The organism is Amycolatopsis sp. NPDC003861 (genome assembly GCF_053605405.1).
This window is the reverse complement of record NZ_JBSGJD010000256.1, coordinates 1-13,650: the sequence shown is the minus strand read 5'-3', so window position 1 is coordinate 13,650 and position 13,650 is coordinate 1. Positions and strand designations below refer to the sequence as shown.

The following is a 13,650-nucleotide window of genomic DNA, read 5'->3' as shown; positions in this document are numbered from 1 at the left end:
CACCGCGGCCACCGCGTCGGCGCCCGCGCGGGCCAGCGCCCAGCGCAGGGCGCCGGCCACGTTCGGGTTCGCCTCCGTCAGCACCGCCCTGGCCAGCAGCGGGACGTCCTCGACCGGGGCCAGGGCGGCCTGCTGCCGGCGACCCGGACTCGGGGAACCGAGCCCGTGCAGGAGCCCGACCACGTGCAGGACGCCGTCCCAGCCCGCGGGGTCCGAGGCGTCGATCGCCCGGAGGCGGTCGAGGAGTTCGCGCTCGCGCACCAGCCGTTCCTCGGTCCGCCGGATGAGGTCGCCGACCAGGGTGGCCGGGGTGAAGGCGGGATCGGCCAGGGCGCGGCCGATCTGCCGCAGCGACATCCCCAGCGTGCGCAGGCCTTCGACGTGGAAGATCCGGCGGATGTCCGCTTCGGAGTACTCGCGGTAGCCGCCCACGGTCCGGCCGGTCGGCCGCACCAGCCCGAGGGTGTCGTAGTGCCGCAGCATCCGCGTGCTCACCCCGGACCGGCGGGCCACCTCCCCGATCAGCACGCCGCGTCCGGCCCGAGTGCCACGACCCGTTTCGCCTCGTCGACGGCCAGGTCGAACCCGGCGTCCGGGTCCCGCACCAGCCGTTGCGTGGCCCGGGCGTGCGCCCGCACGTCCGGGTCGGCACTGGCGAGTCCCGTCGTCAGGGCGGACTCGGCCGCGTCACCGAGTGCGGCGAGAGCCCGGCTCAGGCTCAGCCGCACGGCCCGGTCGCCGCGGCCGAGCTGACGCGCCAGTTCCCGGGCCAGGCCCGGCCAGTCGCCGGGTGGCGCGAGCACGACAGCGGCACGCCAAGCGCTTCGCGCGACTTCGTCGTCGGGGTCGTGCAGCAGCGACGGCGTGATCGCGGGCCACACCGTCCGGTCGCCGATCTTGGACAGCGTGTGCAGGGCCTGGCTGCGGGCCTGCGCCCGTCCGGACCGCAGTTCCGCGACGAGCTTGGGCACGGTGAGGTCCGCCGGGAGGCGGGTCAGCGCCCAGGTGAGCATGTCGCGCACGTAGAAGTCCGGCTCGACCGCGCAGCGGGCCACGAGCGCGTCGGCGAGCCCGGGGTCGGCCCGGGTGCCGGCCGCCAGCGCGGCCTGGAGCCGGGCCGACGAGTTGCCGGCGGCCAGCTGTGTGTCCACTACGTGTTCCAAGGGAACCACCTCCTCCCGGCAGTGAAGACCTTGTCACAGTGTGAAGGTCAAGGGCGACGCCCTCTAGGATCGGGCCCCGTGATCGCCGAGCTGCCGTTGGACCAGGTCAGGACGTTGCTCGCGGTGGTCGACGCCGGGACGTTCGACGCCGCCGCGGCCGTGCTGCACGTGACGCCCTCGGCCGTGAGCCAGCGGGTCAAGGCCCTGGAACAGCGGACCGGGAGCGTGCTGGTGACCCGCACGAAACCGGTGCGCGTCACCGACTCGGGGCAGGTGGTGGTCCGGTTCGCGCGGCGGCTCGCGGCCCTCGAGCGGGACGCGCGAGCCGAGCTGGGCATGAGCGGCGAGCCGGTCCGCGTGCCGATCGCGGTCAACGCCGACTCGCTGTCGACGTGGTTTCTGCCGGCGCTGGCGGGGGTGGTCGCCGACCCGCCGATCTGCTTCGAGTTGCACCGCGAGGACCAGGAACACACCACGACGTTGCTGCGGGAGGGCCGGGTGATGGCCGCGGTGACGTCCTCGGTCGCGCCGGTGCAGGGCTGTTCGGTGCGCCCGCTCGGCGCCCTGCGCTACCTGCCGCTGGCCAGCCCGGCGTTCGCGGCGCGCTGGATGACCGGCGCGCTGCGGGCCGACCTGACGGCGGCGCCCGTCGTGCTGTTCGACGACCACGACGACCTCCAGGACGCGTTCGTGCGCCTCCTCGGCGGCGAGGGTGCGAGCCCGCTGCGGCACTACGTCCCGGCGTCGGAGATGGTGGTCGCGGCGGTGGAGGCCGGGCTCGGCTGGGGCATGGTGCCGGAGGTGCAGGCGGCACCCGGGCTGCGGGCGGGCGCATTGGTGCCGCTGGTGCGGGATCGGCCGGTGGACGTGCCGCTCTACTGGCAGCAGTGGAAACTGGACCTGCCCGCACTGTCCACAGTGGCCGAAGCGGTCGCGGCCGCGGCGGCTTCTTCGTTGCGTGGCCCTGGGTCTTGAGGTTTCGGGCCGGCCTGGGGTGTTGGGCGGTGACGCGGGGTGGAGCGGCGCGGGTGAGGCGGGCTTGGGCGGCGCGGGGTGGCGCGGCGCGGGTGGGGCGGGGTTGCGCGGGCTTGGGCGGGCCGCCGCGGCGCGGTTGGGGCGGGCTTGCGTGGGTCTAAGTAGGTCGGCGCGGCGCGGCGCGGGCGGGGCTGGCTTGCGCGGCGCGGGGTGGCGCGGCCCTGGTTCCCGGCTCTTCGGGCCTGAGTCGTTCGGCGGCGGCGCGGGTCGGTGGGGCGGGAGCAGTCTGGCGCGGCGGGGTGGCCGTCGCGGGTGGGGCGGGCCGGTTTCCGGCTCAGGCCGGCATCAGGCGTTCGGCGGCGACGCCGGTCGGCGGGTCGGCGGGGTGGGGGAAAGCCGGCACCGAGACCGAGCGGCCGACGATGGTGGCGAGCTGGGCGCGTGAGCACAGTGCGAGCTTCTTGAAGATGCGCGCCAAATAAGTCTCCACCGTCTTGTGGCTCAGGCCGAGGGTGCGGGCGATCTGCTGGTTCGTCCGGCCGTCGCTGACCAAGCGGGAGATCTCGCGCTCGCGGCCGCTCAGCTGGGCCAGCTCCGAGGGCAGGTCCGCGTCGGCCGGCGTGTCCGGGCCGCTGTCGCGGGGTGGGCCGTCGGGCTCCGGGTGCCGGTTGTCGTCGAGGTGCTCGAGCAGGGTGGTGAGGCTGCCGAGGACGTAGCGGTGCCCGAACCGGGTGGCGATGGCGAGGGCCCGGTGGAGGTGCCGGCCGGCCAGGTCGTCGCGGGCGAGGGCGTGTTCTGCGCGGGCCAGCCAGTAGAGCGGGGTGACGTCGGGGGTCAGGTCCGCGTCGGACACGTTGGCCATCAGCGTCCTGGCCTTGAGCAGCTGGTCCTCGGCGGCCCGGCCGGCGGGGTCGGTCAGGGTGGCCAGGGCCAGCAGCAGGGCGCGCGGGCCCGCGTCGGCCGTCGGGTCGAGGTGGTCGGCCAGCGGGCCGGGGCCCGGCACGCCCTTCACGGACGAGAGGATCGCCAGGTCGGGGCCGGCGGTGGGGTGGCGGGTGCCGACCGTGGTGGCGAGCAGGTCCGCGACCAGCCGCGCCTGGGTGCGGTGATCGCCGGGGTCGACGACCCGCAGCCCGATGCGGAGCACGTCGGCCGCGGCTTCGCGGTGGCCGTCCAGGTGCAGCGCCCGCGCGGCCCACAGCGCCGTCTCCGGGCCGTGCGCCACCTGGTCGAACAGGACGCGGGCGTCGGCGGTGCGGCCGGTGACCACCAGCGCGATGGCCAGCAGCGAGACGTGGTCGGCGCACACCGGGCCGCGGGCGTCCAGGGCCCGGCGCAGCCAACCGGCGGCGTCGGCCGGACGCTCCCAGCGCACCTCGCGGGCGGCCTCGACCAGGATTCCGGCCGCGTCATTCTCCTCGACCAGCGTGCAGTTCGCCAGGTGGTGGGCGATCTCGGGCGCGGGCGCGTCCCGCTCGCGCAGCGCCGCGGCGGCCCGGGCGTGCGCGCCGAGCCGCCACGCCGCCCCGGCGGCCTGGTGCGCGGTCGCGCGCAGCAGCGCGTTGCGGAACCGGAAGGTGCCGGTGCGGCCCTCCACGCGCAGGATGTCGTGCGCGACGAGCTCGTCGACGGCGGCTCTGGTCGGGCCCTCGCCGCCGTCCACCACCGTTGCCAGCAGACCGGTGTCGAATGATTCGTGCATCAGGGCCGCCGCGTGCGCGACGGTCCAGGTGAACGGGCCCAGCGTCCGGAACTCCCGCAGCGGCGACACCGGCAGTCCCGGCCCGCCGGGCCGGTCCGGCGTGTCCTCCGCCGCGGCCAAGGCACGCAGTAGGCCCGGGTTGCCGTCCGCGGCGTCCAGCAGGGCGCCGCGGCGGACGGCGGGCAGGCCGGGCGGCAGGAGCGTGCCGAGGTAGTCCTCGGGCAGCGCGGGCAGCGTGATGTGCGCGACGCGGGTGCCGTCGAGCGCGGCCAGCAGGTCGCCGGCCGTCTGCCGGGGGCGCAGCGCGGTCACCAGCAGGACCGGCGCGTCCGGCGGGTGCCGGAGCAGGTGGGTGAACAGGTCGACCGACGCCGGGTCGGCCCACTGCAGGTCGTCGACCACCAGCAGCAGCGGTGCGCCGGCGCTGAGCCGTTCGAGCAGGGCGCGCACGGCGTGGAAGAGGTGCCGCAGCTCCGACGGATCGGTCGGCACGGCCGCGTCGGGCGCGTACTGGGCCAGCGCCGGGTAGACGCCGGCCAGCCAGGAGATGTGGTACTTGGGGAAGCCGTCGAGCAGCGCCGGGTGCCGCGTGGTCAGCAGATCGTCGAGGGCGTCGGAGAAAACGCCGAAGGGCAGCGAACCGGGCAGGGGACCCGCCGCACCGCAAGCGACGTCCCAGCCGCGGGTTTTCGCGTGACCGGCGAGCGCGGCGAGCAGTTCGGACTTCCCGCTCCACGGGTCACCGCTGACCCGCACCGCCCGGACGCCGGGTTCCACGCCGTCCACGATGCCGGTGAGCCGGGCCAGTTCGGCCTCGCGGCCCCGTGCGTCGAACCGCCAGGGAGCGGCGGTACGCGGCCGGGGGACTCGGGGCACTGGTCCGGTGGAGGCGGACGGGGGCACGTCGTTGTGCCCGTGAATCGATGGCATACCTTGATCCCCCAGGATGTCGGTGTCCTCCCGATCGACGCGGCTCGATGGCCTGCGACCGTCATCCACTTGTATCACAGAATCCGCCGGGTGTCGTTGGTGTCCACTGTGGACTACCAACGTTGGTAGTCGTCAGGGCAGCGGGGCGTCGAAGCGCTCCCGCAGAGGAACCGCTCGAGCCCGGTCTCCGGTGCGCCGTTCGCTTCGGGCGTGCCCGAAACTCCGGCCGCGGGGAGCGCTTTCCGGTCGAGCTTTCCGTTGCGGGTCAACGGGAAAGCGTCAAGGGCGACAATTCGGGCCGGCACCAGGAACTCCGAGACGCGTTCGCGCAGCCAGTCGCGCAGCGCCGTGCCGGGCACACCGTCGCGGGAGAACACGACGTAGGCGGCGAGCCGGGTGCTCCCGCCGGCTCCCGGTTCCGGCACCGCCACGGCGGCGACCTCGGCGGGTTCGACCCGGTAGCCGTTGATCTTGACCTGGTCGTCGGCGCGGCCGAGGAAGTCGAGCGAGCCGTCCGGCCGCCAGCGGGCCAGATCCCCGGTGCGGTACTGGCGTTCCCCGCCCGCGGCCGGGGTGAACGCGGCCGCGGTGGCGGCGGGACGGCCGAGGCAGCCGTGGGCCAGGCCGTCGCCGAGGGTGTGGAGGTCACCCACGACACCCGGCGGCACCGGTCTGCCGAGCCGGTCGAGCACCCGGACCCGCGTGCCCCGGATCGGCCGTCCGATCGGCAGCGGGCCGTCGCCGGGGGGGAGCGGTGAAGGTGGTGTTCTCGGTGGGGCCGTAGCCGTTGGTGAAGACGAGGTCCGGGTGCGCGGCGAGCAGGCGGCGGACGGCGTCGGGGGAGCTGACGTCGCCGCCGGCGATCAGGTAACGCACCCCGGCGAGGCGGTCGAGGTGGTGGCCGGCCGGCTGGTGGACCAGCCCGGCGGTCAGCCAGAGGACGGTGACTCCCCGGGCCGCCACGACGGCCGGGCCAGACGTCGATCAGCCTCCTGATCGACGGCCAGGTCGTCCGCACCGCCACCGGGGCCGACACCGGCGTGCTCAAGCCGGTCGACTGGGACATCGGCGCCCTGCAGGGGCGGAGCGCGCAGGTCCGGGTGGCCGACCAGGCGACCGGCGCGTGGGGCACCTGATGGTCGACCAGCTGCTGCTGAGCGACTGAGCCGACCGGCCTCGTGCAGTGGTCCTTGATCCTTCCTTGAGCGCCGGTCCACACGCTGGCGGCCATCGGAAGCAGGACTTGTGCGACTGGGGAGCGAAGTGGGATTCGAGCGCGAACACCGCCCGGCGGAACCGGTGACCGAGGTGCTGCTGGCCGAGCAGTGGCCGCTGAACCGGGCCGAAACGAGACGGAAGCTGGAGCAGGACCCGGCGCTGCACGTGTCGGCGGAGGTCGAGTCGCTCGCCTCGCTCAGAGCCGTGGTGCGCGCGGTGTCGCCGTCGGTCGTCGTCCTCGCCGTCGACCTGCTCGGCCGAGCCGACGAAGCCGCGCTGACCGACCTCGCCGTGCCGGTGCTGCTCATCGGCGACTCGGCGGACGGCGACCGCGTGGCCCGGCTGCTCTCGTCGCGCGTGCGGGGGTTCGTGTGCCGCTCGAGCGGCGCGCACGAAGTGGCGGCCGCCGCGCGCGTGGTGGCCGCCGGGCACGCCAGCCTGCCGCCCGCGGTCGCCGGGAAGCTGCTCGACACGCTCGTGCGCGACCGGCCGCGGCCGGCCGTGTTCGACCAGCTCACCCAGCGGGAACGGGACGTCCTGCAGTACATCTCGCAGGGGATGACGACGGCCGAGATCGCGGCCGCCATGGTCGTGCAGACCAGCACGATCAAGTCGCACATCTACCACCTGCTGCAGAAGCTGCGGGTCCGGGACCGCACGCAGGCGGTCGCGCTGGCCTACCGGTCGGGCATCGTGCACCTGCCCGTGCAGCGGTTCGCCGACCAGGGGGACGCCCGGCTGACGTCGGCGTGAGAAAGCGTTTTCGATGGCCGGGCACCTCGGTGTCCGGCCATCTCATTCGTTTGGCGGAGAACGAGACAGGGGACATCTCAGACTGTCGGCTGAAGCGGCGCGTGACGGCTCTGCCGTAGTTTTCATCGGAGTCGGCCGGAAAATCGTCACGAGGAGCATGATGGCCAGCCTGATCTCCGTCGAAGAATGCGAATCCCTGACAGTCAAGCAATTGCAGGGCCTTTACCGGGACCACGTGAGCCGCTCCCAGGTCTCGCTGCTGTCCACGTTCGGTTTCGGCAAACGGCTCGTGGAAAGCGCGGACGGGGTGTGGATCACGACCCGGGACGGTGAGCGCATCCTCGACTTCACCGGCGCGGTCGGCGTCCTCAACCACGGCCACAACCACCCGCGCATCCTCGCGGCGAGAAAGCGGTTCCAGGACCTGCACCGGATGGAGGTGCACAAAGCGTTCTTTTCGCCGTATGTCGCCGCGCTCAGCCACAATGTCGCGCAAGTCCTGCCGGGTGACCTGAACATCTCCTACTTCCCCAATTCCGGGGCCGAAGCCAACGAAGGCGCGGTCAAACTCGCTTACAAGTACCACGAGGGCAAGCGGAACACGATCCTGCGCTCGGAAATCAGCTTCCACGGCAAGCTGCTGGCCACCGGAAGCCTGACCGGCTCCCGGGAGAACAGCTTCGAGTTCCCCGGCATCCCGAACGTCTCCTACCCGTTCGGGGACGTCGAAGCCGTCCGCGAACTGGTGGCCACGCACCGCCGGGCCGACGGGACCTCCGACGTCTACGCGCTCCTCGTCGAGCCGTTCAGCGCCTCCACCATGCGGCACTGGAGCGAAGAAGCCCTGCGCGAACTGCGCGAGCTCTGCACCGCGGAAGACATCGTGCTGATCTTCGACGAGATCTACACCGGCTGGGGCAAGACCGGCAGCCTCTTCTACTTCATGCGCCACGAAGGCCTGGTGCCCGACATCCTGACCTACTCGAAGTCCTTCGGCGGCGGCAAGGCGTCGATCTCCGGCTACACCGTGCGCGAGCCGCTGTTCCGCCAGGCCTACGACCGGCTCGGCGACGTCATCCTGCACACCACCACCTACTACGGCTTCGGCGAAGAGACCGCGACCGCCATCGAGGCCGTCAACATCGTGGTGGAGGAGGACTTTCCGCGCCGGGCGCGCGAGATCGAAGCGGTGCTCGGCACCGGCCTGGAACGGCTGCAGAAGGAGTTCCCCGACACGATCACGCGGGTGACCGGCACCGGCTCGCTGTTCGGCGTCTTCCTCGACAACGGGCCCGCCATCCTCAGCATGGCCGCCCGGCTCGCGCCGTCCGGGTTCGCCAAGGACCCGAAGTTCCGCACGAAGCTCGTGACCAGCGCGGTGATCAGCGAGCTCTACCGCGAGCACGGGATCCTGACGTACTTCAGCCCCAACGGCGACACGCCACTGGTGGTCGCGCCGTCGCTGGTGGTCGGCCGCGAGGAGATCGAGCTGTTCCTCGACGCGCTGGGCAAGACCCTCGCCAAGGGCCTGCCGCGGCTGCTCGGCAAGTTCGTCAAGGACCGCGTGAGGGCCCAGTGGTGACCCGGGTCCTGGTCACCGGCAGCAGCGGGATGCTGGGCGGCAACCTCGTCCGGCGGCTGCGGGCCGACGGCGCCGAGGTCGTCGGCCTGGACCTCAACCCGCCGCGGGAAGCCCGGGCCGGGGTCACCGAGGTCCGCGGCGACATCCGCGATGCCGCGCTGCTCGACCGGACCGTCGCCGGCGTCGACGCCGTCGTGCACTGCGCGGCCGCGCTGCCCAGCTACCGCGACGACGAGATCCGCTCGGTGATCGTCGACGGCACCCGCAACGTGCTGCGGGCGAGCCGGGACCGCGCGGTGCCGCGGGTGGTGCACATCTCCTCGACCGCCGTCTACGGCCTGCCGGACGTCGTCCCGACGCCCGAGTCGTACCCGCGCCGCCCGGTCGATTCCTACAGCCGGGCCAAGGCGGCGGCCGAGGAGGTCTGCGAAGCCTTCCGCAGCGACGGGCTGTGCGTGGCGATGCTGCGGCCCAAGACGTTCCTCGGGCCGGGCCGGATGGGCCTGTTCGCCATGCTGTTCGAGTGGGCCGCCGAAGGCCACAACTTCCCCGTCCTCGGCCGCGGTGACGTGCGGATCCAGATGTTCGGCGTCGACGACCTCGTCGACGCGGTCGTCACCACCCTCGGCGCGGACGCGGCGGTCGCCAACGACACCTACAACCTCGGCGCCGCCGACTTCGGCACGATCCGCGAGGACTTCCAGTGCGTGCTCGACGCGGCCGGCCACGGCAAGCGGGTCGTGTCGCTGCCGGCCCGGCCGGCGCTGGCCGTGCTCCGGACGCTGCAGCGGTACAAGATGTCGCCGGTCTACGGCCGGTTGCTGCACAAGCTGATGGCCGACTCCTACGTCAGCATCGACAAGGCCCGCGAGCACCTCGGGTTCGTCCCGCGGGTGTCCAACCGGCAGGCCATCCTGGACACCTACCGCTGGTGGTGCACCCAGCGCCGGCCGTCCCGCAAGCCGTCCGCCGACACCGGCCGCACCTCGCGCGACCCGTGGAACCAGGGCGCGCTGAGCCTGGTGAAGGCCCTGTTCTGACGTGCTCGCCTCGCACGCCCACCCCGGACGGATCGACGGAGAACTCCCATGATCGAGCGGACCCCGCTGGTATCGGTGATCATCCCCAACTACAACTACGAACGCTCCCTGCGGCTCTGCCTGGCCGCGCTGGCCGAGCAGGCGTACCCGCGCCTGGAGGTGATCGTCGTCGACGACGGCAGCACCGACGACTCGGTCGCGGTGGCGCAGTCCTTCGGCGCCAAGGTGGTGCACACGCCGGTCAACATGGGCTGCGCCGGCGCCCGGAACGTCGGCGCGGAGGCCGCGACCGGGGAGGTGTTCTTCTTCCTCGACTCCGACGTCGGCCTCGCGCCGGACGCGGTCCTGAACGCGGTCACCCTGCTGCGGTCCGACGAGCGGATCGGCGCGGTGTGCGGCATCTACGACGCCGACCCGTTGATCGACGACGGCGCCGTCGAGCGCTACCGCAGCCTCCAGCTGCACTACGTCCAGGTCGCCTGCGAGGGCCCGATCTCCGGGATCTACCCGGCGATGATGGCCATGCGGGCCGAGGTGTTCGCCGCGGTCGGGCCGTTCAACGCGAAGTTGCGGCACACCGAGGACGCCGACTACGGTGCGCGGCTGGGCCGGGACTACGAACTCCGGCTCACCTCCGCGGTCCGCGGCCGGCACGACCACGACGACAAGCTGAAGGTGCTGTTGAGCAAGGTGTTCACCCGGTCGCTGCTGCGGGTGCCGCTGTTCGCGGGCGGCCAGAAGCTCGGCAAGGGGCCGGAGTCGCCCGCCCGCGCGGCCGGCAGCCTGGCCGCGCTGGGCGCGGTCCTGACCCTGCCGCTGCCGGCACTGGCCGGACCACTGTGGACGGTCGTGCCGGCCGGCCTGCTGCTGGGGTCGATCGCCGCCGACGGGGCGATGTACCGGTTCGTCGCGCGCCGCCGCGGCCTCGGCTTCGGGCTCTTCTTCATCGGTACCAACCTGGTCTCCAACGTCGCCATCGCGGCCGGGGTGCTGACCGGCGCGGCGCAGTGGGTGCTGTCCCCGCGGTTCCGGCGGATCTACGACGAGGCACCGGCATGACGGCCGAGACCCTGGAAGAGCCGGAGCAGCCGCTCCCGCCGCGGCCGGTCCGGTGGTGCGCCGCGACCCGGGTGCTGGTCGGGCTCGCCGCGGCCTGGCTGCTGTTCACCGTGGCCTACGTGCTGTTCACCGGCGAGGGGTGGGTGTGGCTGCTGCCCGGCCTGCTGCCACCGCTGGCTTTCCTGGTCTGCCCGGCACTGGTCGCGCTCGGCCTCGCGGTGCCGCGGTTGTTGCGAAGGCGGGTGCCGAAGACGGCGTTCCGGCTGGTGCTGGTGCTGGCCGTGGCCGCGCTGGTGGCCGGCGCGGGCCGCAGCGGGGTCAACGTGGCGGCGATCGGCGGCGAGGAAGCGGCGCCGGCCGGCGCCCCCACCGTCGTCGCCTGGAACACCGAGTACTGGGACCAGACCGACGACCCGGCCCGGTTCTACGCCTACCTGCACGCCCACCCGGCCGACATCTACCTGCTGCAGGAATACGTCGACCAGGTCGGGACCGACGGCGCCCGCGACGCGGACGACCTCGCCCGGCTGCGCGCGGAGTTCCCGGGCTACCACCTCGTGGCGCGGGGCGAGCTGCTGACGTTGTCGCGCTACCCGGTGCTCGCCCAGCCGCGGGTGGGCCCGGACCGCGGCCTGCCCGAGGGAGCGTCCTACCTCGACGTGTTCGAAAGCGCGAAGGTGCTGCGGACCGACCTGCAGGTGGGTTCGTCGGTCCTGACCGTGTACAACGTGCACCTGCCGGTGCAGGTCGACGTCACCCGGAATCCGCTGAGCCAGGGCTTCTACAGCTACGTCCACACGCGCGACGGCCTGCGCAAGGCCCAGCTGGCCGGGCTCGCCGAGGACGTCGCCGCGAACCCGAACCCGCTGCTCGTCGCGGGCGACTTCAACACCAGCCCGGCGATGGGCGACCTCGACGGCCTGCGGGACACGCTCGTGGACGCCGGCCGGGCGAGCTCGTCGCTCTACCCGGGCTCCTGGCCGGCGTCGGCGCCGCTGTGGCGGCTGGACTGGACGTTGACCACGCTGGGCGTCCGGGTGCACGACTACGGGTTCGACGACCCGGCCGGACTGTCGGACCACGACCTGCAGCGGACCCGGATCTCGCTGGCCGGTGGGCGGTGACCCGGCGCAAGGTCTTCGCCGTGGTGCGGGCCGGCCTCTACGTGGCGGTGCTCGGGTTCCTGGGGTACCAGCTGTTCACCCACCGCGGCGACGTCGCCGGAGTCGTGACGTCGCTGGGCTGGGGCCGGTTCGCCGCCGCGGTCGCGATCGCGGCGGCGGGCGCGTGGCTGGGCATGGCGGGGTGGCGGGCGCTGCTCACGGCGTTCGGCTGCCGGCTGGCGACACCGGTCGCGGCGAAGGTGTACTTCGTCGCCGGGCTGGGCCGCTACCTGCCCGGTGGGTTGTGGCCCGCGGTCGCGCACGCCGATCTCGCGCGCAAGCTGCGTGAACCGCCCGGATTGCTGGCCAGCGCGTTCCTCGCGAGCGTGCTCGTGTCCACGGTCGCCGGCCTCGCGGTCGGCTTGGTGGCGGTGCCCGCGCTGGCCGCGGTCCAGCCGGTGTGGTGGGTGGTCGTGCCGATGTTCGCGGGCGGCTTGCTGGTCATCGGCGCCCCGCAGCTGACCCGGCTGGCCGCCGCGATCGTCCGGCGCCGCACGGGAAAGACCGTGACGCTCCCCGGGCCGCGCGCGGTCTTCGGCGCGTTGGGCCTGATGGCGGCCGGGTGGCTGCTCGCCGGGTTGCACCTGGTCGTGCTCACGCAGGGGCTGCCGGCGGGCGGGCTGCCCGGGGCGGCGGTGCTCGCCGGCGGGTTCGCGCTCGCGTCGGTCGCCGGCGTGCTGGTGGTCGTGCTGCCCGCCGGGCTCGGGGCGCGGGAGGCCGTGCTGGGGCTGGCGCTGACCGCCGCGCTCCCCGGGCCGTCGACGTCCGCCGTCGTGGCGGTCGTCGCGATGAGCCGGCTCGTGGTGACCGCCGCGGACCTGCTCGCCGCCGGGGTCTCGGCGTTCGTGCGCCTTGCGCCCGCTTCCGCAGGTGTCGCACCGTCGGCGGTGGACTGACCCGGATGGCGGAATGCCGGCCCGGCATTCCGCCATCCGTATGCCCACCCCGTGACGCTCGGCATCGGCCGGTCGAATCCGCGTTGAATCGGGGCGCCCACCACGAGATCCGCTCGGTGATTGTGTCGAATCCGCTGGTTTTCACAGTTTCCGGCCGTTTCGCCGATTTCGATTAATCGCGTTTGGTGGGAGGTGGACGGTGTACAATACGGGTTCGGGGGTTGTTGACGGACGGGCGCTCCGGGGATGCGCTCCGAATGTGTCCGGCAATTCGGAAGACAACTCTTCCGCATTCGATGTGCAGAACATTTTCCTGCGAAGGAGAAAACATGGGGGACCGCACCACCATCACGATCCTGGGCAACTTGTCCATCCGTGGGCGACATCGCAGCGAAGCCGCGCCCAGCGCACCCAAAGAACGTGAAGTGCTCGCCCTTCTGCTGTTCAACTACGCGCGCGTCGTCCCGGTGCACCAGCTGATCGACGAACTGTGGCCGGCCGAGCCGCCCCGGCGGGCGCGCACCGCGCTGCAGACCTACATCCTCAACCTGCGCCGCCGGCTCGCCCGCGAGCTGCACCTGCCGCCCGCCCACGTGCGCACCGAGGTGCTGGTGACGCGCAGCGAGGGCTACCGGTTCCAGCTCGCGGACTGCTTCTTCGACCTCCACGAATACCTCGGCCTGGCCACCGCGGGCGAGCGCGCCGCGGCCGGCGGCGACGACGAGCGGGCCGTCGAACTGCTGCGGCGGGCGGAAAAGCTGTGGACCGGCCCGGTGCTGCCGGAGATCGACCACGGGCTGCCGCTCAGATCGGAGATCACCCGGCTGGAGCAGCGCCGGGTGGCCGCCCGGGAACTGCGGATCGAAAGCGAGCTGCGCCTGGGCCGGCACCGGGAGCTGGTCAGTGAACTGTCGATGCTCGTGCACCAGCACCCGTACCACGAGCGTTTCCACGAGTACCTGATGTTCTCGCTGCACCGCGTGGACCGGCGGGTGGAAGCGCTGGAGGTCTTCGAGCGCCTGCGGCACGCGCTGCACGGAGAACTGGGCCTGGAGCCGTCCGAGCGGGTGCAGAACCTCCGCCGGGGCATCCTCGGTTCGGACGAGGTGGCGCTCGCGCTCACCTGATCGCCACCCGGTCGTGAGTGGCAAAGCGGGTTAGAACCCGCT

Annotated in this window: 12 protein-coding genes and 1 pseudogene; 8 read left to right on the top strand and 5 right to left on the bottom strand. The window is 73.0% G+C overall.

Annotated features, from left to right (window positions below; translation table 11 throughout):
* Nucleotides 1–528, bottom strand: a 528-nt coding sequence (locus tag ACWEVN_RS39940) for a MerR family transcriptional regulator (RefSeq protein ID WP_452054747.1), incomplete at its 3' end; no start/stop codon positions are given.
* Nucleotides 522–1,163 carry a HEAT repeat domain-containing protein gene (locus tag ACWEVN_RS39935; RefSeq protein WP_452054746.1) on the bottom strand — a complete coding sequence of 214 codons (642 nt, stop codon included), beginning with the start codon at nucleotides 1,161–1,163 and terminating at the stop codon, nucleotides 522–524. The genes ACWEVN_RS39940 and ACWEVN_RS39935, both read right to left, overlap by 7 nt.
* Nucleotides 1,164–1,241: 78 nt before the next feature.
* Here ACWEVN_RS39935 and ACWEVN_RS39930 point away from each other — a divergent pair, with 78 nt between their 5' ends.
* Nucleotides 1,242–2,138, top strand: coding sequence for a LysR family transcriptional regulator ArgP (locus tag ACWEVN_RS39930; RefSeq protein WP_452054745.1), 897 nt, complete (start codon nucleotides 1,242–1,244; stop codon nucleotides 2,136–2,138).
* 334 nt (nucleotides 2,139–2,472) lie between these two features.
* Here the strand turns inward: ACWEVN_RS39930 and ACWEVN_RS39925 are convergent, their stop codons facing one another.
* The 3 genes and pseudogenes from ACWEVN_RS39925 to ACWEVN_RS39915 all read right to left on the bottom strand — a co-directional run bounded on the left by ACWEVN_RS39925 (nucleotide 2,473) and on the right by ACWEVN_RS39915 (nucleotide 5,733).
* On the bottom strand, nucleotides 2,473–4,716 hold the full coding sequence (locus tag ACWEVN_RS39925) for an AAA family ATPase (protein ID WP_452054744.1): 2,244 nt from the start codon (nucleotides 4,714–4,716) through the stop codon (nucleotides 2,473–2,475).
* A gap of 365 nt (nucleotides 4,717–5,081) precedes the next feature.
* Nucleotides 5,082–5,195: pseudogene (locus ACWEVN_RS39920) on the bottom strand (hypothetical protein); the annotation flags it as partial.
* A gap of 220 nt (nucleotides 5,196–5,415) precedes the next feature.
* On the bottom strand, nucleotides 5,416–5,733 hold the full coding sequence (locus ACWEVN_RS39915) for an AMP-binding protein (RefSeq protein ID WP_452054743.1): 318 nt from the start codon (nucleotides 5,731–5,733) through the stop codon (nucleotides 5,416–5,418).
* Nucleotides 5,734–6,033: 300 nt separating this feature from the next.
* On the opposite strand from ACWEVN_RS39915, the gene ACWEVN_RS39910 reads away from it, so the two are divergent.
* The 7 genes from ACWEVN_RS39910 (at nucleotide 6,034) to ACWEVN_RS39880 (ending at nucleotide 13,608) form a co-directional block, all read left to right on the top strand.
* Entirely contained in the window at nucleotides 6,034–6,741 is a 708-nt protein-coding gene (locus ACWEVN_RS39910; protein WP_452054742.1) for a response regulator transcription factor, read from the top strand.
* A gap of 235 nt (nucleotides 6,742–6,976) precedes the next feature.
* Nucleotides 6,977–8,323, top strand: a complete 1,347-nt coding sequence (locus ACWEVN_RS39905) for an aspartate aminotransferase family protein (RefSeq protein ID WP_452054741.1) — start codon at nucleotides 6,977–6,979, stop codon at nucleotides 8,321–8,323.
* A complete protein-coding gene (locus ACWEVN_RS39900) occupies nucleotides 8,320–9,363 on the top strand; it encodes an NAD-dependent epimerase/dehydratase family protein (RefSeq protein WP_452054740.1) in 1,044 nt (347 codons plus the stop codon). The genes ACWEVN_RS39905 and ACWEVN_RS39900 overlap by 4 nt, the downstream gene beginning before the upstream one ends.
* Nucleotides 9,364–9,411: 48 nt before the next feature.
* Nucleotides 9,412–10,422 (top strand): glycosyltransferase family 2 protein, encoded by a 1,011-nt coding sequence (locus tag ACWEVN_RS39895; protein WP_452054739.1) that lies wholly within the window; start codon nucleotides 9,412–9,414, stop codon nucleotides 10,420–10,422.
* A complete protein-coding gene (locus ACWEVN_RS39890; RefSeq protein WP_452054738.1) occupies nucleotides 10,419–11,546 on the top strand; it encodes an endonuclease/exonuclease/phosphatase family protein in 1,128 nt (375 codons plus the stop codon). The genes ACWEVN_RS39895 and ACWEVN_RS39890 overlap by 4 nt, the downstream gene beginning before the upstream one ends.
* Nucleotides 11,543–12,481: a hypothetical protein gene (locus ACWEVN_RS39885; protein WP_452054737.1), complete on the top strand. Its 939-nt coding sequence runs from the start codon at nucleotides 11,543–11,545 to the stop codon at nucleotides 12,479–12,481. The genes ACWEVN_RS39890 and ACWEVN_RS39885 overlap by 4 nt, the downstream gene beginning before the upstream one ends.
* 329 nt (nucleotides 12,482–12,810) lie before the next feature.
* Complete coding sequence (locus ACWEVN_RS39880; protein WP_449686864.1) at nucleotides 12,811–13,608, top strand: AfsR/SARP family transcriptional regulator; 798 nt, start codon at nucleotides 12,811–12,813, stop codon at nucleotides 13,606–13,608.
* The last annotated feature ends 42 nt before the right edge of the window (nucleotides 13,609–13,650 follow it).